The sequence below is a fragment of the Streptomyces sp. NPDC041940 genome (assembly GCF_055589465.1).
Genome location: NZ_JBVJBP010000011.1, coordinates 118108 through 138571 on the forward strand (window position 1 = coordinate 118108; position 20464 = coordinate 138571).

The 20464-nt window shown below is 68.8% G+C and carries 16 protein-coding genes and 1 pseudogene; 10 read left to right on the forward strand and 7 right to left on the reverse strand.

Annotation, left to right across the window (positions count from 1 at the left end; genetic code table 11):
• Window positions 1-67: 67 nt before the first annotated feature.
• The gene (locus tag ACZ6I3_RS20225; protein WP_469416185.1) at window positions 68-736 is read left to right on the forward strand and encodes a GntR family transcriptional regulator; all 669 of its coding nucleotides are present in this window, start codon (window positions 68-70) and stop codon (window positions 734-736) included.
• Between the two features lie 44 nt (window positions 737-780).
• Here ACZ6I3_RS20225 and ACZ6I3_RS20230 read toward each other — a convergent pair whose 3' ends face one another.
• From ACZ6I3_RS20230 to ACZ6I3_RS20240, 3 genes are all read right to left on the reverse strand, one after another.
• A complete protein-coding gene (locus ACZ6I3_RS20230) occupies window positions 781-6009 on the reverse strand; it encodes a family 43 glycosylhydrolase (RefSeq protein ID WP_469416187.1) in 5229 nt (1742 codons plus the stop codon).
• A gap of 214 nt (window positions 6010-6223) precedes the next feature.
• Window positions 6224-6604 (reverse strand): nuclear transport factor 2 family protein, encoded by a 381-nt coding sequence (locus ACZ6I3_RS20235; protein ID WP_469416188.1) that lies wholly within the window; start codon window positions 6602-6604, stop codon window positions 6224-6226.
• Between the two features lie 51 nt (window positions 6605-6655).
• Window positions 6656-7423, reverse strand: a complete 768-nt coding sequence (locus tag ACZ6I3_RS20240; protein WP_469416190.1) for a nuclear transport factor 2 family protein — start codon at window positions 7421-7423, stop codon at window positions 6656-6658.
• Window positions 7424-7551: 128 nt separating this feature from the next.
• Here ACZ6I3_RS20240 and ACZ6I3_RS20245 point away from each other — a divergent pair, with 128 nt between their 5' ends.
• The 6 genes and pseudogenes from ACZ6I3_RS20245 to ACZ6I3_RS20270 all read left to right on the forward strand — a co-directional run bounded on the left by ACZ6I3_RS20245 (window position 7552) and on the right by ACZ6I3_RS20270 (window position 14688).
• Window positions 7552-8448 carry a helix-turn-helix transcriptional regulator gene (locus tag ACZ6I3_RS20245; RefSeq protein ID WP_469416191.1) on the forward strand — a complete coding sequence of 299 codons (897 nt, stop codon included), beginning with the start codon at window positions 7552-7554 and terminating at the stop codon, window positions 8446-8448.
• A gap of 450 nt (window positions 8449-8898) precedes the next feature.
• Window positions 8899-9915, forward strand: coding sequence for an ABC transporter substrate-binding protein (locus tag ACZ6I3_RS20250; RefSeq protein WP_469416193.1), 1017 nt, complete (start codon window positions 8899-8901; stop codon window positions 9913-9915).
• Window positions 9916-9921: 6 nt separating this feature from the next.
• The gene (locus tag ACZ6I3_RS20255; RefSeq protein WP_469416195.1) at window positions 9922-10758 is read left to right on the forward strand and encodes an ABC transporter ATP-binding protein; all 837 of its coding nucleotides are present in this window, start codon (window positions 9922-9924) and stop codon (window positions 10756-10758) included.
• Window positions 10755-11669, forward strand: coding sequence for an ABC transporter permease (locus ACZ6I3_RS20260; RefSeq protein ID WP_469416197.1), 915 nt, complete (start codon window positions 10755-10757; stop codon window positions 11667-11669). The genes ACZ6I3_RS20255 and ACZ6I3_RS20260 overlap by 4 nt, the downstream gene beginning before the upstream one ends.
• 173 nt (window positions 11670-11842) lie before the next feature.
• Window positions 11843-12742 (forward strand): TauD/TfdA dioxygenase family protein, encoded by a 900-nt coding sequence (locus ACZ6I3_RS20265; protein WP_469416199.1) that lies wholly within the window; start codon window positions 11843-11845, stop codon window positions 12740-12742.
• Window positions 12743-12923: 181 nt separating this feature from the next.
• Window positions 12924-14688: pseudogene (locus tag ACZ6I3_RS20270) on the forward strand (hydroxysqualene dehydroxylase).
• 37 nt (window positions 14689-14725) lie between these two features.
• Here the strand turns inward: ACZ6I3_RS20270 and ACZ6I3_RS20275 are convergent.
• Complete coding sequence (locus ACZ6I3_RS20275) at window positions 14726-15226, reverse strand: PaaI family thioesterase (RefSeq protein WP_469416200.1); 501 nt, start codon at window positions 15224-15226, stop codon at window positions 14726-14728.
• A 93-nt stretch (window positions 15227-15319) separates the two neighbouring features.
• Here ACZ6I3_RS20275 and ACZ6I3_RS20280 point away from each other — a divergent pair, with 93 nt between their 5' ends.
• Both ACZ6I3_RS20280 and ACZ6I3_RS20285 read left to right on the forward strand, forming a co-directional pair.
• On the forward strand, window positions 15320-15787 hold the full coding sequence (locus tag ACZ6I3_RS20280) for a winged helix-turn-helix transcriptional regulator (protein ID WP_469416201.1): 468 nt from the start codon (window positions 15320-15322) through the stop codon (window positions 15785-15787).
• 134 nt (window positions 15788-15921) lie between these two features.
• Window positions 15922-16494 (forward strand): TetR/AcrR family transcriptional regulator, encoded by a 573-nt coding sequence (locus tag ACZ6I3_RS20285; RefSeq protein ID WP_469416203.1) that lies wholly within the window; start codon window positions 15922-15924, stop codon window positions 16492-16494.
• 78 nt (window positions 16495-16572) lie between these two features.
• On the opposite strand, the gene ACZ6I3_RS20290 is transcribed toward ACZ6I3_RS20285, so the two are convergent.
• Together ACZ6I3_RS20290 and ACZ6I3_RS20295 are read right to left on the reverse strand one after the other, a co-directional pair.
• Entirely contained in the window at window positions 16573-17439 is an 867-nt protein-coding gene (locus ACZ6I3_RS20290; RefSeq protein ID WP_469416205.1) for an alpha/beta fold hydrolase, read from the reverse strand.
• Window positions 17440-17597: 158 nt separating this feature from the next.
• On the reverse strand, window positions 17598-18449 hold the full coding sequence (locus tag ACZ6I3_RS20295) for an alpha/beta fold hydrolase (protein ID WP_469416207.1): 852 nt from the start codon (window positions 18447-18449) through the stop codon (window positions 17598-17600).
• A gap of 236 nt (window positions 18450-18685) precedes the next feature.
• On the opposite strand from ACZ6I3_RS20295, the gene ACZ6I3_RS20300 reads away from it, so the two are divergent.
• On the forward strand, window positions 18686-19690 hold the full coding sequence (locus tag ACZ6I3_RS20300) for an NADP-dependent oxidoreductase (protein WP_469416209.1): 1005 nt from the start codon (window positions 18686-18688) through the stop codon (window positions 19688-19690).
• Window positions 19691-19707: 17 nt separating this feature from the next.
• On the opposite strand, the gene ACZ6I3_RS20305 is transcribed toward ACZ6I3_RS20300, so the two are convergent.
• A complete protein-coding gene (locus ACZ6I3_RS20305; RefSeq protein WP_469416210.1) occupies window positions 19708-20415 on the reverse strand; it encodes a 2-phosphosulfolactate phosphatase in 708 nt (235 codons plus the stop codon).
• Between the last annotated feature and the right edge of the window lie 49 nt (window positions 20416-20464).

A 20464-nucleotide genomic window follows, 5' to 3' on the forward strand; every position in this document is an offset into this window, starting at 1 on the left:
TTCGGTGAATCGCGCGAAGAGCGAACCGCAGTGGGGGTCCCCCCGGCCGAAGGCCGGGGGAGGGTCGATGCAGGCCAGGGTGATCGCTGATATGCGCCGGCGCATCATCAAGGGAGACATCGAGCCCGGGGCTCCGCTCTCGGAGCTCGCCCTCGCGGAGGAGTTCGGCGTCAGTCGTACGCCGGTACGCGAAGCCCTGAAGCAGTTGCAGACCGAAGGCCTGGTCGAAATCCGGCCCCGCGTGGGGACGTTCGTCACCACCCCCTCCCGCCGCGAGATCACGGAACTCTTCGAGATGAAGGAGCTCCTCGAGGGCGCGGCCGCCCGCCTCCTCGCCCGGCGCGGCCGCGTCACGGAGATCGACCTGCTGGAGCGGAACCTGCGCGAGGCCGACGCGGCGGTGGAGCGGGACGACCGGGAGAGGTACGCGGAGTTGGTCCAGGAGTTCCACGACCTGCTCATCGCCGGTGCCGACAACAGCAAGCTGGAGGCCCACTACCGGATGCTGATGAACCAGCTGGCGTACTCCCGGCTGGTTCACACGTCGCTGGGCCAGCCGGGCCGTGCCCTGCAGTCGGACCGTGAGCACCACGTCGTCCTGGAGCTGATCCTGGAGAAGGACGGCGACAGCGCCGAGCACGTGATGCGCGAGCACGTCAGGGCCAGCCGGCGTGCGCTGCTGGCGGGGTTGCCCATCGGCGGTTCGAACGAAGGGTTCGGCAGAGCAGGTTCCTGATACCACTCCAGTCCCCCACCGGCCGGTCTTCTTTGACGACGGACCTAACGGCGCTGATTTCCGATGGTGACGATGCCCTTCGTCCTGGCGCCGGTCTTGTTGTCGTAGAGGACATCGCCGGTGGACTTCTTCCAGATCCTGATGCGGAAGGTGTCCGGGCCGTCGGTGGCGGTGACTCTGAAGGCGTAGCCCCTCTTGCCGCCCACCGTGCCGGTGCCCTGGTAGACGGCTTGGGAGCCGTTCACCACGAGCCAGTCGGAGCCGGTCGAGCGGAAGGTGAGTCGGGCGGAGCCGAAGACGAACGTGGTCTTGCCGGTGGGGGCAGTGGCTCCCTTCCGGTACTGGGCGCCCAGGGTGAACGCCGCCTTGCCGGTCAGCTTCGGCTCGGCGGTGTAGGCACCGGCCGGCGAGGTGATGGTGCCGAGGCCGGCTGCCGGCCCGGCGGCACGGTCGTAGACGATCAGCTCCGCGAGCGTGGTGGTGGCCGTGCCCTGGTCGTCGTCGGTGACCGTGAGGACCGGGCGGTGGATGCCCGCGTCGTCGTAGACGTGTGCGGCGCGGCAGCCGGAGTCGGTGACCGTGCCGGTCGTCGGCCGGCTGCCGTCCTTCCAGTCGACCGTGCAGGTGGGGCGGTCGGCCGTGCCCGGGTCGTCGAAGGAGGCTGTGACGACGGCGGCCTTGCCCACCGGGAGGGGCGAGCCGGGGCCCTTGGCGGAGGTGATCGTCGGGGCGGCGTTGGAGACCTTGACGGTCACGGTGTCTCTGCCGCGCCCGCCGGTCAGGGTGACCTGGAAGGTGCCGTCGTCGGTGCAGGTGAGGGTCGTGCGGGCCGACGCGGGGTCCTTGACCGTGCACGGGGCGCCGTCCTGGACGGTCCACTTGGGGGTGCCGGCCCCGGAGACGGTACCGGCGAGCGGGATCGCCTCGCCCTCGGTGCCGTCGGCGTCCGGCCCGGCGTGGACGACGGTGACCGGGTCGATGCCGCCGAGGGTCGGAACTACCTTCTTGATCTGGCCGTCGGAGTCGAACTCCAGCTTGTCGATGGTGGTTTCGCGGTGGGTGCCGTCACCGCCGGGGATGGCGAAGCGGTGGTAGGCGATGTACCAGTCGTCGGTGTTCGGGACGTGCACGACGGAGTGGTGGCCCGGGCCCTTGATGCCCAGGGAGAGGTCCTTCTCCAGGATCACGCCCTGCTTGGTCCAGGGGCCGGTGGGCGAGGGGCCGGTCGCGTAGGCGACACGGTAGTTCTCGTCGCGGGTGTCGTTCTCCGACCACATGAAGTAGTAGGTGCCCTTGCGCTTGATGACGAAGGTGCCCTCGTTGTAGCCGCTCGGGGTGATGTCCGTGACCTTCGAGGTGTCGATGGAGGTCATGTCGTCGCCGAGCGGGACGACGTAGGCGCGGCCGTTGCCCCAGTAGAGGTACTGCTTGCCGTCGTCGTCGGTGAAGACCGCCGGGTCGATCATCTGGCCGCGGAAGTCACCGGCCTTCAGCAGCGGTTTGCCCAGGGCGTCCTTGAACGGTCCGGTGGGCGAGTCGGAGACGGCCACGCCGATGTTCGCGTCGGCGCAGAAGTAGAAGTAGTACTTCCCGTCCTTCTCGGTCATCGCCGGCGCCCAGGCCCTGCTGTCCGCCCAGCTGACGTCCGGCCCCAGGTCGAGGATGACGCCGTGGTCCTTCCAGTGGACCAGGTCCTTGGAGGAGTAGGCCTTGAACCGGGTGCCGCTCCAGCCTTCGAAGCCGTCGGTCGTCGGGTAGATGTAGAAGGTGTCGCCGAAGCGCTCGATGTCCGGGTCGGCGTTCAGGCCCGGCAGGACCGGGGTCTTCATGAGCAGTGCCGAGACCTTCCAGGTGCGCCTCTTGCCGTCCGAACCGGTGACCTCGTACGTCACCGGCTTGGTGAAGTCACGCGCGCTGCCGGAGGCGGGGCTGATCGTCGCGCCCTCGGCGAGGGTGAACTCCGGTGCCAGCGCGGTGAGATCGGTGCCCTCCTTCATCGGCAGGGTGATCGAACCGCTCGCGTTGTCGACGAGCGCGTCGACCTTGAGCGCCGGGTGCGTCGCCTTGGCGATGCCCGCCGTGTTGCCGCTGAGTCGCATGACCTCGGTGCCGGTGAGGGCACGGTCGTAGATGCGGAAGTCGTCGACCTCGCCGCCGAAGTAGGGGTCGGCCGCGTACAGGGAGCGGCCGATGTAGCCGCTGTAGTCCTTGGCCGCGCTGTACAGCTCGGACGGCTTGATGGTGGTCGTCGTGCGGGCCGCCTCGACGCCGTCGGCGTAGAGGACCATCGTGCCGGTGGCGCCGTCGAGCGTGACCGTGACGTGCCGCCACTGGCCGGGGGTGAGCTGCGAGCCGGCCGTCAGCTTCGACTCCGCCGACCAACTCGCCTTCGTGATGGCCGAGTAGAGGCTGGAGCCGCCGTTGGACGGGGTGGCGAACAGGTACTTGTCGCTGTCCGGGCCCAGCCCGAAAAGCCACTGGAAGCTGCTGCCGCCCTTCCACTTCGCGTACGTCGACACCGTCACGCTGCCGGCGTTCTTCAGCACACCGTTCGGGATCTTGACGTACGGCGAGCTCGACGAGTCCCCGGACATCCTGAACGAGCCGCCGTCGACGCCGGTGCCGAAGTCGGGGGTGCGGACGTAGGTGCCGTGGTAGCCGTGCCCGCTGGAGTCACGGGCGATGCTGCCGCTCGTCTCGTCGAAGTCGTAGTGCAGGAGCAGATCGGCCGGGACGTCGGATCCCTGCTCCGACACGGTGACCTGGGCCCGGACCGGGATCGCGGCGCCGTTCGGCAGGCTGCCGGTCACCGTGAAGGTGCCGGGCTGTGCGTACGACGACGCCGGTACGTCCGCCCAGTCGACGGAGACGGGCCGCTTGACGCCGTCGGCGTACTCGGCCACGACCGTGGCGGGCAGGACCGGGGCGTCGCCGACCCGCGTCCGCACCGACACGTCCTCGACGCTCTTCACGACCTGGTCGGGCTGGTAGGCGCGCAGCAGCCGGTCGTACTCGGCCTGGGTGACCGGGAGCACGGTGCCGTGGCGGGGCTTGGCGGGCAGGTCGTAGCCGGTGGAGGGGGTCCAGGTGCCGGAGTCGAGGTCGGTGGTCTCGAAGGGGATGTAGCCGCGCCCCCCGAACTCGTCGAGGAACGCGTACCACTTCTTCTCGGTGTTGGACTTGAACACCAGCGGCCCCTCGGCGGCGTTCATCGCGCCCTTGCCGATGCCCTCGGCGACCGGGGTCCAGGAGGGGTTCAGGAGGGAGTCGCTCTTCTCCTGGAAGATGAACTTGCTGTTGGGGGTGGAGGAGCTGTTGTTCCGCTCGTCCTTGGACAGGCGGTAGTACGTCCCGTCGTGCCGGATCATCGTGGAGTCGATGACCGAGTAGCCCCGGTCGATCCAGACCTTGGGCTCGCTGAAGGTGTGGAAGTCGCGGGTGGTGGCGTACATCATGCGGTTGTACGTGTCGCCGGAGTGGTCGGCGTTGTCGTACAGCTTCGACGCCCAGAACACGACGTACTCGCCGCGCTCGGCGTCGTAGAACGCCTCCGGCGCCCAGGTGTTGCCCGCGCTGTCGGGTGAGACCTTGACCAGGCGCTGGTCGGTCCAGTGCACCAGGTCCGTGGACTCCCAGACCATGATGGACTTGCTGCCGGTGCGCTGGGAGGCGTCCCAGTCGCCGTTGCCGTAGATCCTGAGGTCGGTGGCGATCTGATAGAACTTGTCGCCCTCCGGGGAGCGGATGATGAACGGGTCGCGCAGGCCCTTCTCGCCGAGGGTGGAGGTGAGGACCGGCTTGCCGTCGTTCAGTTCGCGCCAGTGCAGCGGGTCGTCGCCCTTGCTGAGGGCGGCGTAGAGCTGTTCGCCGTCCGAGGTGCCCTCGCCGGTGAAGTAGCTGAACATGTAGCCCTTGAGGGCCGCCTCGGCGGGCAGTTCGGGCACCTTGGCCGTCATGACGCGGGTGGCCTTCGCCTCGCCCTTGGTGACGGTCGCGGTCAGCTCGACGGTGGTGGTGCCGTCGCCGTGCGCGGGGCGGTTGACCTCGCCGTCGGCGGAGAGGACGTCCGGCTTCGCGGAGGACCAGGTGACGGCCGTGCCGTACTTGCCGCTCTCGGGCAGGGTGAGGTTGCCGCGGACGTCGTCGAGGTTGTGGACCGTGAGCGCCCCGGCGGCCTCGCGGGTGGCGGCGTCGTCGCCGAGCGCGGGCCTGACCGTGACGTCGAAGGTCTTGGTGCCGGTCACGGTGCCCTTCTTCAGGGTCGCCGTGAGCGTGGCGCGGCCGTCCGGTGAGCCGGCCTCGGGGCGGGTCACCTTGCCCGTGTCCGAGACGACGGACGGGTTGTCGCTGCTCCAGCTGACGGCGGAGCCGCCGGCCGGGCCGGTCTTCGGCAGGTCCAGGTCGGAGGTGACGCCGCTGGTGTCGCCGAGGCCGAGGGCGTCCTTGTCGTCGGCGACGCCCTGCGTGGCGACGGGGAGGGAGAGCTGCTCGACCTCCGAGCCGTCCAGTGCCCGGTCGTACACACGGAAGTCGCGTATCCGGCCCTTGAAGAGCTTGTCGCCGTCGTAGACGGACTTGCCGATGTGGTTGGCCTTGGTGGTGCCGGAGCCGATGGCGCCGGGCGTGGTGGTGACCGAGGTGTTGCGGCCGACCTCGACGCCGTCCTCGTAGAGCACGCCCGTGGAGCCGGTCTGGGCGTAGGTGAGGTGCTTCCACACCCCGCGGGTCAGGTTGTGGCCGTCGGACGGCTTGGTGGTCTGCTCGGTCGACCAGTTGCCCGTCGCGACGGAGGTGCGGAAGGAGTTGCCGGTGGTGAACAGGTAGCCGTTGCCGGTGCCCGCGCTGGTGTTGCCGAAGCCGTAGAGGAAGTAGGGCGTGCTCTGGGCGGAGTCGATCAGTACGTCCAGGGAGACGGTGATCGAGTCCATGCCCTTCATGACGTCGTCCGGCACCTTGATGTAGGTGTCGGACCCGTTGAAGGCGAGCCCCTGACCGGATGCCGACCAGTCGGCGGTGCCGCTGACCGTGCCGTTGCGGCCGTTGCCTGAGGCGTCGGCCACGGTGCCGCCGGAGCTTGCGTCGAGCTTGTACCAGAGGGCCAGGCCGTCGGTGATGTCCGCGGCTTCGGCCGCCGGGGCCGCCGGTTCCGCTTGTGCGGGAGCGGCGGGTCCGGCGAGGGTGAGCAGCATCGACGCGGCGGTCAGTCCGGCGAGATGGCCCGCCCAACGTCTCGCGCGGCTGTGCGGTCGTGCGCATCGTGCGACGTGCGTCATGTCGAGGTTCCCTGCTGAGGCATGGCTGATGACGGGCAAGGCAGAACGCGGAAACGAGGAACCGACGGGGCGACGGCAAGTCCTTGCCGTGGGCCTGCCGTTACACGTGGGTGACGTGTGTGTTGCGAGAGTCTCAGCCGACGCCCAGGGCAGCGTCAATAGGTTTCGAACAATGTCCGACAGGTCGAACACGTCCGTCCTGCTCGCGGTGGCGCTAGAACATGGTGTTGTCGTTCTTGGAGGTGGGCGGGATGACCTGGAGGACGTCCCAGTGTTCGACGATCCTGCCGCCCGCGTCGAAACGGAAGATGTCGATGCCCGCGTACTCCTCGTCGGGCCAGATCTGGTGGCAGTGCAGGATGACGTGGTCGCCTTCGGCGAAAGCCCGCTGGAACTCGACGCGCTTGCCGGGATACTCGGCGGCCATGCGGTCGAAGTAGTCGATGAACGCCTGCTTGCCGTCGGCGACGTGCGGGTTGTGCTGGATGTAGGTGTCGCCGACGAACCGGTCGATGGCTTCGGCCGGGCGGCACTGGTTGAACATCAGGTCGTAGAACGCTCGGGCCGTGGCCTTGTTCTTCTCGGGGTCGCTCATGGTGCCTCCGTAAGGTCGAGCGGGGGGTGAGGTGTTCGCCAGGCCATCGGATCACGCCCGGAACAGGCCGTTGGAGTGCGGGAGTTCGGCGGGCACGGGGACGACGACGTCCCAGTGCTCGACGATCTTTCCGCCCTGGACGCGGAAGAGGTCGTAGTAGGCGGCGGGTACGCCGAACTCGCCCTCGGACTGGAGCAGGACGAAGTCGCCCTCGGCGATGACCTTGTGGACGGTCTTGTAGACGAGGTTCTTGCCCTGCTCGGCCCACTTCGCGGCGGCGGCGCCGAAGCCGTCGAGTCCGTCGGCCGCTTCCGGGTTGTGCTGGTGATAGGTCTCGGTCGAGATGTAGTCGGTCAGCACCGAGTAGTCGGCGCCCTTGAGGACCTTCTCGGCGAACTCCTTCACCAGGGCGCGGTTCGCCTCGGTCCTGTCCAGGTCGGCGGGCTCGGTGGGGCCGTCGGTCTGGGAGCGGCCGGAGGCGGTGTCCTCGACCAGCGGGGTGAGGGCGTCCCAGTGCTCGGCGAGCTTGCCGTCGGCGTTGACGCGGAAGATGTCGAAGGCGACCAGCGGGTCGGGGCCGAAGCCGTGGTACGTGCCGTGCAGGGCGACCAGGTCGCCGTCGGCGATCACACGGGCGGCCTCGTATCGGAAGCCCTCCGGCAGGCCGGCGACCAGCCGGCGCAGGGCCTCGGGGCCGTCGGCGGCCAGGGCGCTGTGCTGGCGGTAGTCGGCGGCGACCCAGCGGTCCACCGCGCTCGGGTCCTGCTGTCCGAACAGCTCGGCGGCTGCGGTCAGGACGGTGTTCTCGGCGTTGTTCATGGCTGTTCTCCTTGCGAGGTGAGGGTTTGGGGGTGTGGTCTTTCCGACACCGGCTCGGCTCCGAATGCGGCGACACCTTCACGCTATGGGTGCTGAAAGGGTCGGATCGGATACGCTGGCGACTCGCTATGGTCAGAAAGCGACACGATGCCGATCGCGGCATCCCAGAGATCCCCTTCGCCGCGCCGGCCGGCACGCCGGCCGGAGTGGAGGTGCTGTCCCTCGCCGACCTGCGCCGGCGGGTCCCCGCCGAGCGGCTCGTGCTTCCCCAGCGCCCGGACTTCCACCACCTGATCACCCTCACCGGCGGGACCCTGCGGCACACGGTCGACTTCACCGCCTACGCCCTCGACCCCGGCTCCTGGCTCTGGGTCCGCCCCGGGCAGGTCCAGCAGTGGGGCGACCTCGCCGGCGCCGACGGCACCTTGATCCTGTTCCGCCAGGACTTCCTCGACCCGGTCACCACGCACGGCGCTCACACAGAAGACCCACACGCCCCGATCCTGCTCCGCCCGCTGCCCGACGACGAAGCGGCCCTGCGGCTGGCCGCCGACCACCTCGCCACCGAGTTCCACGCCCTCGGGCACCTGCCCCTTGAGATCCACACCGCGGCCCTGCGCCATCTGCTCGCGGTCCTCGTCCTGCGGCTGGCGCACCTCACCGCACCCGCCGGCAGCCCCACGCCCGAACCCGACGCCACCTTCCTGCGCTTCCGCGATGCGCTGGAGAAGGACTTCGCGCGCACCCGCCGGGTGGAGGACTACGCCGAATCGCTCGGCTACTCGACCCGCACCCTCTCCCGCGCCACGCTCACCGCCGCCGGCCTGGGCGCCAAGGAGTTCATCGACCGCCGCGTGGTCCTGGAGGCCAAGCGCCTCCTCGCCCACAGCAACCAGAGCGCCGCCCGCATCGCCGACCGCCTCGGCTTCTCCAGCGCGACCCACTTCAGCAAGTACTTCCACCACCGCACCGGCCAGACCCCGATCGCATTCCGCGACACGGTCCGCGGACAGGCCGCGAGGTGAAACGCGGCGAGAGGCTGCGGGAGCGACGACCGGATGGGCGAACGACCCTCCGCGGATGAGCCGTTCGGTGTGTCAGGTGATTGTGAACGGTGTACTTCACTCGCGTGTCGGACAGTTGCGAACATGAGACGTGTACGCAAGCGACATTGACGTGGCTGGTTATCGCTGCAACTCTCTTGGCTGTGAGCCATTCCGAGAACCTTGCCGCTCGCCTGCACGTCGATTTGCGACGCCAGGCCAGCGCCATCTGTGCCGTCGGTATCTGAGCCCCTGACGGGCACCGCTCTCCCACGCTCCCTTTCACAGTCGGCTGTCATGTCGCGCTGATGCTGCCGTAGAACGCCGCGTTCCTCGCAGCTCTCTCTGCCGGGGTCTCAATTCCCGCTGTTCGCCGCGGTTTCCCATGTTCTCGGCACGTCCGATTCCTCATTCCCTTGAACAGGATTTTTCATGGCCACGACGGCATCGACCAGACGCCAATTCCTTTCCCTGCTGGGCCTTTCGGCGGTGGCCGTGAGCTGCGGCACTACCGCTGGAGCCGCGTCGGGCAAGGGCGGGACCAGGACGCTGCGCTATCAGGGCTGGGCGGGCCAGGTCACTCTGCCGGAGCTGGCCGAGGACCTCGGTTATCTGGAGGAGGTGAAGCTGGACTGGGTCGGCAACACCATCAGCGGACCGCAGGACATCCAGTCCGCGGCGACCGGCCAGATCGACTTCGGCGGCGCGTTCAACGGCGCGGTCGTCAAACTGGCCGCGAACAAGGCCCCCGTCAAGGCCGTCATCAGCTACTACGGCGCCGACAAGTACGCCTACAACGGCTTCTACGTCCTCGAGGACAGCCCCATCCGCTCGGCCCGCGACCTCATCGGCAAGAAGATCGGTATGAACACCCTCGGAGCCCACTCCGAGGCCATGCTCGACATCTACCTGCAGCGGGGCGGCCTGTCCCCGTCGGACATCGGCAAGGCCGAGCCCCTGGTCGTCCCGCCGGTCAACACGGAGCAGACCCTGCGTCAACAGCAGATCGACGTGGCCGTACTCGGCGGCCTCCTGCGCGACAAAGCCCTCGCCACCGGAGGCATCCGCCCGCTGTTCACCGACTACCAGCTGCTCGGCGCCTTCAGTGCCGGCACCTACGTGATGACCGACCGCTTCCTCAAGCAGAACCCCGACACCGCCCGCATCTTCGTCACCGGCGTCGGAAAAGCCATCGAATGGGCCCGTTCCACTCCACGCGAGGAAGTCGTCGCCCGGATGACGGACATCGTAAAGAAGCGCGGCCGCAACGAGGACCCCGCACCCCTCAAGTACTGGCAGTCCTTCGGCGTCGCCGAGAAGGCCGGCCGCATCACCGGCAAAGAGCTCAAGCTGTGGATCGACTGGCTGGCCGAGCGCGGTGACATCAAAAAGGGTCAGGTCACGTTGCCGGACCTCTACACCAACGAGTTCAACGCCAGTGGGAGCTGACCCCCTATGCCGGAAACCACCACACCCAGGATCGAGTTCGAGAACGTAACGAAGGAATTCACCGTCAAGAAGCGGGCGCGAACGGACGAGGAAGCCCGGTTCACCGCACTCGACGGAATCGATCTGCAGATTGCGGCCGGAGAATTCGTCGTCCTCGTCGGCCCGAGCGGCTGCGGAAAGTCGACCCTGCTGGATCTCCTCGGCGGCCTCACCCGGCCCACCGGCGGACGCGTCCTGCTGGACGGGCGCCCCGTCACCGGGCCGGGCCTGGACCGCGGCATCGTCTTCCAGCAGTACGCGCTGCTGCCCTGGCGCACCGCGCAGGGCAACGTCGAGTTCGGCCTGGAAGCCACAGGCGTTCCGCGACGCCGACGCGCCCAGCGCGCCAGGGAGTTCCTGGACCTCGTCGGCCTCACCGGGTTCGCGGACCGCCATCCGCACGAGCTGTCGGGCGGGATGCGCCAGCGCGTGGCGATCGCCCGCAGTCTCGCCTACGACCCCGATGTGCTGCTGATGGACGAGCCGTTCGCCGCGCTGGACGCCCAGACCCGCGAGTCGCTCCAGGACGAGCTGCTGCGCATCTGGCAGCGCACCGGCAAGACGGTCGTCTTCATCACGCACGGCATCGACGAGGCCGTCTACCTGGGGCAGCGCGTCGCCGTCATGACGTCCAGGCCGGGCCGCATCAAGCAGATCGTGCCGGTCGCCCTCGGCTCCCGGGACGCCACCGACGACCTGCGCTCCAGCCCCGAGTTCGCACGCCACCGCCACGAGATCTGGTCACTGCTGCACGACGAGGTCGCCAGGGCCCAGCAGTTGGAGAAGGAGGCGGCTGCCGCATGAGCCCCACCACCGCAACGGTCACCGACAAGAGCACCACGTCCGGCACCCCCGAGCCCGCCGCGGTCCCCTCCCCCGAGGCGTCGCCTCCGCGGCCGCGCCGGGTCCCCGTCACGACGGCCCGGACCCGCAGGCTCGCCCGCCGGCTGCCCGATCTGCTGGTGAGCGGGGCCACCCAGTCCGCGGCGATCGTGGCCCTGCTCCTGCTCTGGGAGACAGCGCCGCGCCTCGGGCTGGTCGACCGGACGTTCCTGCCGCCGTTCAGCGAGGTCGCCCGCGCCTGGTGGGAACTGGCCGCCGACGGCCGGCTCGCCGACAACGCCCGCGCCAGCCTGGTCCGCTCCTTCGGCGGATTCGGCCTCGCCGTGCTCGTCGCCGTGCCCCTCGGCCTGCTGATCGGCTGGTACCGGCCGGTGGCCGACCTCCTCGGCCCGCTGCTGGAGGTCTTCCGCAACACCGCGGCACTGGCCCTGCTGCCGGTCTTCGTGCTCCTGCTCGGCATCGGCGAGACCTCGAAGATCTCCATCGTGCTCTACGCGTGCACCTGGCCCGTCCTGCTCAACACCATCAGCGCGGTCCGGGGCGTCGACCCGACCCTGCTGAAGCTGGCGAAGTCGATGGACCTGTCCGCGCCCAGGCTGTTCCAGAAGGTCATCCTGCCCTCCGCGGTACCGGTCGTCTTCACCGGCATCCGACTGGCCGGAGCGGTCTCCATCCTCGTACTCGTCGCCGCCGAGATGATCGGCGCCAAGGCCGGCCTCGGCTACCTGATCAACGCCTCCCAGTACAACTTCGCGATCCCGCAGATGTACGCCGGGATCGTCACCATCTCGGCCATCGGAGTGACCTTCAACCAACTCCTGGTGGCAGTGGAACGACGGCTCAGCTCCTGGCGCCTCCCGGCTGACGGCTGACCCCGGCCCGCCCTCCCGTTCCCGTGTCTCACCGCCCCGGTCCGAGGAGTCACCACATCAAGGCCCTTCCCTCGGACCGCCGGGATCCAGGGAATCCTCCCCGCCGATCACGTCCTGACGACTTTCCGACGCATCACCTCTCCACCGTTCGCTGCCCGAAAGGAAGACCGCACATGACCACCAGCACCGGCTTCGACATCCGCAGGATCGGCGGCCGTATCGGCGCCGAGATCCTCGGCGTGGACCTCTCCGGCAACCTCGACCCCGCCATCGTCACCGAGATCAACTCCGCCCTCCTGGAGCACAGGGCGCTCGTCTTCCGCGACCAGAACCTCGACGACGCCGGCCAGCTCCGCTTCGCCTCCCTCTTCGGCGAACTCACCGCCGCCCACCCCACCGTGCCCTCCGTCGAGGGCCAGCCCCAGATCCTGCCCGTCGACGGCGACGAAGGCATCCGCGCCAACCGCTGGCACACGGACGTCACCTTCGTGCGCACACCGCCCAAGGCGTCCACACTGCGCAGCATCGTGGTCCCGCCCTACGGCGGCAACACCCTCATCGCCAACTCGGCCGCCGCCTACCGGGACCTGCCCGAGCCGCTGCGCGAGCTGGCCGACAAGCTGTGGGCCGTCCACACCAACGACTACGACTACGCCGCCCCCAAGAACGACAAGGCCGCCGAACACCGCAAGCGGTTCGTCTCCCGCAAGTACCGCACCGCGCACCCGGTCGTCCGCGTCCACCCCGAGACCGGGGAACGGGGCCTGTTCATCGGCGGCTTCGCCCAGAGCATCGTCGGCCTCGGCCCGTCCGACTCCCGCGATCTGCTGCGCATCTTCCAGGCGTATGTCACCCGCCCGGAGAACATCGTGCGCGTCACCTGGACACCCGGCGACGTCGTCCTCTTCGACAACCGCATCACCCAGCACTACGCCCCCGACGACTACGGCGACCTGCCCCGCCTCCTCCACCGGGTCACCGTCGCGGGCGACATTCCCGCCGGCATCGACGGCACCCTCAGCCACGTCGTCGAGGGAGACGACGCCTCCCACTACACACCCGCCGCCTCCTGAACCACCCGGGCGGCCGTGAGGGGCGAGTCCCCGCCCGGCCGCCCGCCCGATGCGTCCCTCATGCTGCGGATCATCAGCGGTTCGGCACGCGGCATCAAGTCAAAGTCGTGTCGGCCGTCTTCCGGGATTGTCGCCTCACCCATATCCTGCGCCCCGATGTTACCGACGGTAAGGGGTAGCGATGAGCGGCACCACGCGCAGAGGGTTCCTGGGCACGGCCGCGGCCGCCGGCAGCGGGGTCGTCGCCCTCGGAACCGCCGAGCGGGCTTCGGCCGAGAACGGCGCGGCACCGCAGACCGTGGCCGTACTGGGCGGGGGCGTCGCCGGACTGACGGCCGCGCACGAACTCGCCGAGCGCGGCTTCCGGGTCACGGTCTACGAACGCAAGGCGCTGGGCGGCAAGGCCCGCAGCATGGACGTACCGGGCAGCGGCACGGGCGGCCGCCGCCCTCTGCCAGGAGAGCACGGCTTCCGCTTCATCCCCGGCATCTACCACAACCTGCCCGACACCATGCGGCGCATCCCGTTCCCCGGAAACCCGGGCGGTGTCCACGACAACCTCGTCGCCCCCAAGGAGATGCTGTTCGCCCGGTCGGGCGGCCGCGAGGACATCCGGATCCCGCTGCCCTGGCCCGGCAACACCCCGGCCGAACTCACCCCCGACGAGATCCGCCGCGCCTTCACCTCGGTCCTGGACACGGCCTTCAACCTCCCCCTCCACGAGGCTCTCTACTTCGCCAACCGCTTCCTGGTCTTCCTCACCAGCTGCGACGAGCGCCGCGACGACGTATGGGAGCGGACACCGTGGTGGGAGTTCGTACGGGCCGGACGGATGTCCTACGACTACCAGCGGATCCTCGCCGTCGGCATCACCCGCAACATCGTGGCCACCAAGGCGGAGGAGGCCAGCACCCGTACGGTCGCCACCCTGCTGGAGGCCTTCGCCTTCAACCTCCTCGGGCGCGGCGCGGACGGACCCCTGGACCGGATCCTCAACGCACCCACCAACGAGGCGTGGATCGACCCCTGGGTGACGTACCTGAAGTCACTCGGCGTCGAGTTCCGCGTCGGCTGGACCGTACGGGACCTGCCCCTGGGCGCGGGTGTGATCGCCGGAGCCGTCGTGGAGGACCCGGCGGGCGCGCGCCGGACCGTCACCGCCGACCACTACATTTCGGCGATGCCGGTCGAGCACGCCCGCCGCACATGGAACTCGGCGGTACGTGCCGCCGACCCCCAACTGGCAGTGCGACCAGCTGGAGACGGACTGGATGACCGGCATCCAGTTCTATCTGACCGAACGTACGCCGATCCTGCACGGGCACCTCGACCTCATCGACTCCCCGTGGTCGCTGACCGCGATCGCCCAGGCCCAGCACTGGCCGGGCCACGACTTCCCCGCCGACTTCGGCGACGGCACGGTCGCGGACTGCCTTTCCGTCGACGTCTCGGAGTGGGACCGCCCCGGCATCCTGTACGGCAAGACGGCCAAGCAATGCACCCGTACCGAAGTCGCCCGTGAGGTGTGGGCGCAGTTGAAGGCGGCGCTCAACGACAGCGGCCGTACGGTCCTCAAGGACTCCGTGCTGCACTCCTGGTTCCTCGATCCGGCCGTGGACGGACTCGGCACGCCGCACCCGGTCAACGAGGAACAGCTGCTCATCCACCCGGTGGGGACCTTTCACCACCGCCCGCGGTCGGCCACGAAGATCCCCAACCTCTTCCTGGCCGGCGACTACGTGGCCGTGCCCATCGATCTCGCCACCATGGAGGGCGCCAACTCCTCGGCCCGGCAGGCCGTCAACGCCCTGCTGGAGCGAATCGGCTCGACCGCCGAGCGGTGCACCGTGACCCCCTTGTACCGGGCCCCCGAGTTGGAGGCACTCAAGCGACACGACCGCACCCGCTACCTCCTCCGGCTGCCGAACGTCTTCGACGTCGGCTGAGAGCGTTCGGGTCGAGGCCGTAGCCGTAGGCTGCGGCTCACCCTTGTGAGGGAGGCACCGGGAAGAGCATGCAGCTGCTGGTGGCGTGGGCGAGCAGGCGGTCGTTCACGTCGAGCAACTGCGCCTGAGCCAGGGCGGTCTGACGGCCCTGGCTGACGACCGTGCCGATGGCGCGCACCACTCCCGTGTCCGCGGTGATCCGCCGCAGGAACTTCACCGTCAGGTCGAGCGAGGTGTACGCCATGCCCTGCGGGAGGGTGGACTGGACGGCGCAACCCGCCGCCGAGTCGAGCAGCGTGGCGAAGACGCCGCCGTGCACGCTGCCGATCGGGTTGTAGTGCTCCTCCCCCGGCGTCAGCGAGAAGACCGCCCTTCCGGGCTCCACCTCGTCCAGGGTGAAGTCGAGGGTGTGGCTGATGGGCGGCCCCGGCATCCGCCCGGCCTGCAACTCGCGCAGGAAGTCGATACCGGCCATGCGCCCGGCGGCCTCCGCCAGGATCGCGGGATCCTCCCACTGATATGTACGTGCTCGCCCCACAGCCCAGCGCCTTCCTCTCTGACTTTTTCGAATGAAGCTAGACTCCCGTTCGCCTGACTGTCAATGACGAAGCCAGGCCTCTACGATGGCGGGATGGAGTGGCTTGAGGCGAGCACGGAGAACTGCCCCGTCCAACGCACGCTTGACGTTGTCGGAGAGAAATGGACGTTGCTGATCCTGCGTGACGCCGTCAACGGAGTCCGCCGCTTCGACGACTTCCACCGCCATATCGGCCTGTCGGAGGCCGTTCTCAGCGACCGCCTCCGGAAGCTGATCTCGGCCGGCATCCTGAAGACCGCCCCCTACCGGGAGCCGGGCAGCCGCTCCCGCAACGAGTACCGCCTGACGCGCAAGGGCTGGGACCTGTGGCCCGTCCTCATGGCACTGAGCCAGTGGGGCGAGAGGCATGCCCTCGGCCCCGAGGGTCCCGTGCTGGATGTCCGCCACACCGACTGCGACGCTCCGGTCCGGGTCGTCGTCGAGTGCTCCGCCGAGCACTCCGCCCTCACCCCCGGGGAGGTCACGGCCCGGCTGGGACCTGGCGCTCGGCTCCGGTCGTGAACCGTCGGCACCCAGTCCGCCGGGCCACAGAGCAGCAGCCGCGCTCACCTGCCGGTTATAGTATTACGTACGTCAGGCCATCGACGGGGCCCGAGTGCGGGGCGACGGCCTCACGGAGCGATCGGAGGAAGCTCGTGGTGCGCTACGCCAAGGAGCACAAGCAGGTGACGCGGCAACGGATCATCGAGAAGGCCGGCCAGCGGTTCAAGCAGGACGGTATCGACGGTTCGGGCATCTCCACGCTGATGTCGGACGCGGGACTCACCAACGGAGCGTTCTACGCGCACTTCGCCTCCAAGGACGACCTCGTCGCCCATGTCGTGACCGACGAACTGCGCACACAGGTCGCCAGGTACGGCACGCTGCGCCCCGGCCGCCCGGGACTCGAGGACCTCATTCGCGAGTACCTGTCCCCCGAACATCGGGATCACCCCGGCCTCGGATGCCCGTCCGCCGCCCTGCTCGACGAGATCGGCCGCTGCACGGAGGGGACCAAGCAGGCTTACACCGACGGGGCGCGGGCCGTCGTGGAGGAGATCTCCGCCCGCCTGACACCGGGGGACCCTGGGTCCGCCCGGGCCAAGGCCATCGGGCTCTTCACCATGATGGTGGGGACGCTGCAGCTGTCCCGCGCCCTGTCCGACCCGAAGTTCGCCGATGAGGTCCTTGAGCAGGGAATCGAGAACGCCCTCGCGTTCATGAGGTGAGGGGGGCTGCCGTCGACAGCTCCCCCCATGGCGTCCCACGCCGGTCTCGGCTCAGGTGACGAACGCGCTGCGCGCCCTCTACCGCTCGAGGAACTCGAGAGCCGTCTCCACGAACTGCCGGTGGAACTGGAAGATGCCGCCGTGACCGGCGTCGGGGTAGAGCACCAACTCGCCGTTCGGCACGCGCCGCGCCAGGTCAACCGAGTTCCGGCTCGGAACCATCCTGTCGCTCTCGCCGTTCGCGACGAGCACGGGCTGGTGAATGACGGAGAGATTTTGGGGCCGCTCCAGCCCCCAACGGTGAATCGCCTTGAGCTGAGCTCCGTACGACGCGAGAGAGATCGCCTTGTCCCGGTCCTGGGTTCGCTCCTTCAGTCGGGCCAGGAATTCCTTGCCCGCCCGGCGCCCCTGGGCGGTGCGGGTGAAGAAGAGGAACTGCTTCGGATCCTGCAGGGTGAGCAGACCCCGGACGGTGTCGAGGTGGGACAGCCGGGTCACGTCCTTGATGCCCTCGCCGCCCGCGGGACCGGTACCGGTGAGGATCAGCTTACGAACGAGGTCCGGGTCGGTCTGCGCGATCACCTGGGCGATCATGCCGCCCATCGAGAAGCCGTGGAGATCGACGCGCTCGAGCCCGAGCGCCCGTATGAAGGTGACGGCGTCCTTCGCCATGGCCTGGATGGTGCGCGGCGTCGAGCCGCTGGAAGCGCCGACGCCTCTGTTGTCGAACGTGATGACGTGACGCTTGCCGGCGATGCCGTCGACAACCCTGGGGTCCCAGTTGTCGAGAACCGCCGCGAGGTGGGTGAGGAAGACCACCGGGACGCCGGACCGGGGGCCGAGCTCCCGGTAGGCGAAGGTCACTCCCCCGGCGGTGAGGGTGTGGGTCGGCGCGCTCTTGTACGACGTCATCACGTCGCCTCGTGCTTCCTGTGAGTCCTGCATGGTCGTTCCCTTCGGTGGCGACGGTCGAGGGCCGTAGGAGCCGGAACCCGGAGCGGTCCGGCTCCTCGGCATCACGTCGATGATTAACGTACGATCGTACGTCTATAGGTCTACAAGCGTGCGAGCCGGACGAAAGGACATCGCTTGCCCGTGGGTCGTCAGGCGGCGAGGAAGTCGGCCACCTGCCGGGTGAAGGCCTTGGCGTACTGGAAGAGGAACGCGTGGCCGGCGCCGGCGTAGAGCACGAGAATGGCGTTGTCGAGGTGCTGGACCGCGACATAGGAGTTGTGGGCGGGGATCATCACATCGTCCAGACCGTTCGCGTACAGGACGGGATGCTTGATGGCCTCCAGTTCCGCCACCACCTGGTCGAAGGGCGCCGCCAGGAGCGTGGCCGCCGCGGTGAGCATCCCCTGGGCCGCCACCTCGGAGACCGCGGGGCCGCCGTTCGCGAGCCGGGGCGAGACGTGGGCGAAGTGCTCGCGTCCGGAGGCGCGGGCCGCCTCCGTCTCGGGGTAGAAGAGGTACAGCATGTCCTCCAGGCCGGCATCGGGCTTGGCCATGATGCCCAGGACCTTCTCGCTGAAGGGCGGAGCGCCGGGCACCCAACCGGCCGGGCCGCTGCCCGCCACGACGAGCCTGCGTACCAGCTCGGGGCGGCGTACGGCCACACGCTGGGCCACGATGCCACCCAGGGACCAGCCGAGCAGGTCGGCCCGCGCGAGGCCGAGTGCGTCGATGAACTCGATGGCCCCCTGGGCGAATCCTTCAAGGGAGTCGCGCGGCTCACCGTCGGTGTAGCCGACGCCGACGTTGTCGAACACGATCACGTCGTGGTCGGCGGCCAGACGGTCCAGGAACTCCGGGTCCCACCAGTCGATGGTCCCGCGGAAGCGGTTCAGGAGGACCAGCGGGACGCCGCCCCGCGGACCCATCCGCCGATAGGTGAACCTCGCGGAGGGCCCCTCGACGGTGAGGTCCTCGGCCTTGTCTGCCAGATATGTGCTCACGGTGTCCTTCTCGGAGTTCTCATCACCGGCGCCCGTTGGCGCCGTACGCGGCGCTCATCCACCATTGCATTATGGTCATAATATTATGCATGGAGGGCGGCGGGTCACAAGCGGCCGCCCCTCCACCACCAGATCCACTTGCGACCCACCGACCGGACCCATAGTATTATGAACATAATCCAATGAACTAAACGCACCTCACCCGGTCCGCTCGCGGACGAGATACGGAGACGACCATGAGAGCCTTCACGGTGGAGCGCTACGGCGACAAGGCCGGCGTGCGTGCCGGCGACGTGCCGGATCCGAAGGTGGGCCCCGACGATGTGCTGGTCCGGATCCGGGCCGCGAGCATCAACCCGCTCGACCGGATGGTCCGGGACGGGGAGATGAAGACGATCCTGCCGTACAAGGTCCCGTTCGTCCTGGGCAACGACCTGGCCGGAGTGGTGGTCGAAGTGGGTACGTCCGTCACGCGGTTCGCGGTGGGCGACGAGATCTACGCGAGGCCCGACAAGGACCGGATCGGCACCTTCGCCGAGCTCATCGCGGTGCACCAGGACGACGTGGCCGCCAAGCCGGCCACGCTGACCATGGAGGAGGCCGCGTCCCTTCCGCTGGTCGCCCTGACCGCCTGGCAGGTACTGGTCGAGCGAGCCGATGTCCAGCCGGGCCAGAAGGTCCTGATCCACGCCGGTTCCGGTGGCCTGGGCACCATCGCCATCCAGCTGGCGAAGCAGCTGGGGGCACACGTGGCGACGACCACGAGCACGGCCAACGTCGACCTGGTGAAGCGTCTGGGCGCGGACGTCGTCGTCGACTACAAGAAGCAGGCGTTCGAGACGGTGCTGCACGACTACGACGTCGTCCTGGACTCGCTCGGCGGCGAGACGCTCGCGAAGTCCCTGGACGTGCTCAAGCCCGGCGGGAAGGTCATCAGCGTCGCGGGTCCTCCCGACGCCGCTCTCGCCAGGGAGCTGGGAGCGAATCCGATCATCCGGCTGGTGATGTCCGCGCTGAGTTTCCGGACCCGACGACGCGCCCGGCGCCGCAACGTGACCTACTCGTTCCTGTTCATGAAGGCCAGCGGGGACCAGCTGCGCGAACTCACCGCTCTCATCGAGGCCGGCAGGATCCGACCCGTCGTGGACACCGTGTTCCCGTTCGAGTCGACCCATGAAGCGCTGGAGTACGTGGAGGCAGGGCGCGCGAAGGCGGGCAAAGTCGTCGTCAGGATGACCTGAGGGAATGGATTCGAGAGTCACCCCGAGCCACGGGCGGGTGGCGGGATGTCAGGCACCGGGACGGGACGGAGCACCGTCAGAGACTCTTCCCGGCGAGCCACCATCGCGAAGGAGAACCTGTCGATCTCCAGGCAGAGATCGACATCGTCCGGGTGGTATCCGCTCCGCCGCCCGCCGGCGAGGTCTGCCGCGGCACGAGACGTCCTCGCGCGGTGGAGATACGGGGCCGCCTCGACACCCTCTTTGGCCATGCGTTGACCGATGTACTCAGCGCAGGCCAGGTCCTCGTCGGCCCGGCCTCCCTCGCCGGTGACAACGAAGGTCACCGGTCCGCAGTCCTTGGCCCGCAGGAACCGCGCGGTCGGTCCGGCCACCACGAAGCTCGCGCACAGGACCAGCGGCGCGTTCGCGACGGCCAGCGCGCCCACGGTTCCTGCCGTCGTCTTCTGCACCAGTGTGCGACCGGCGAAATCGCGTGACCGCAGCAGGCCAGGTGAGTTCACCGCGTCGAAGCCCGCTGCCTGCGCTCCGTCCTTCAGCGCCAGCCAACGCGGGCGGCTCTCCTTCAGGGCGAGTGCCTCACTCTCCGTCGAGGCCAGGACGATCCTCTCGACGCCACGCGAGAAGGCCCAGGCAGCCACGGTGAAGGCGCGCATGACGTCGATGACGACAGCGACACGGGGAACGCCGGTCAACTCTGGGATACCGACGAAGTGATGGTCCATCGCACCATCCTGCCGGACCGTGCGGCAGTTCGAGCCTGCCGGGTGCGTC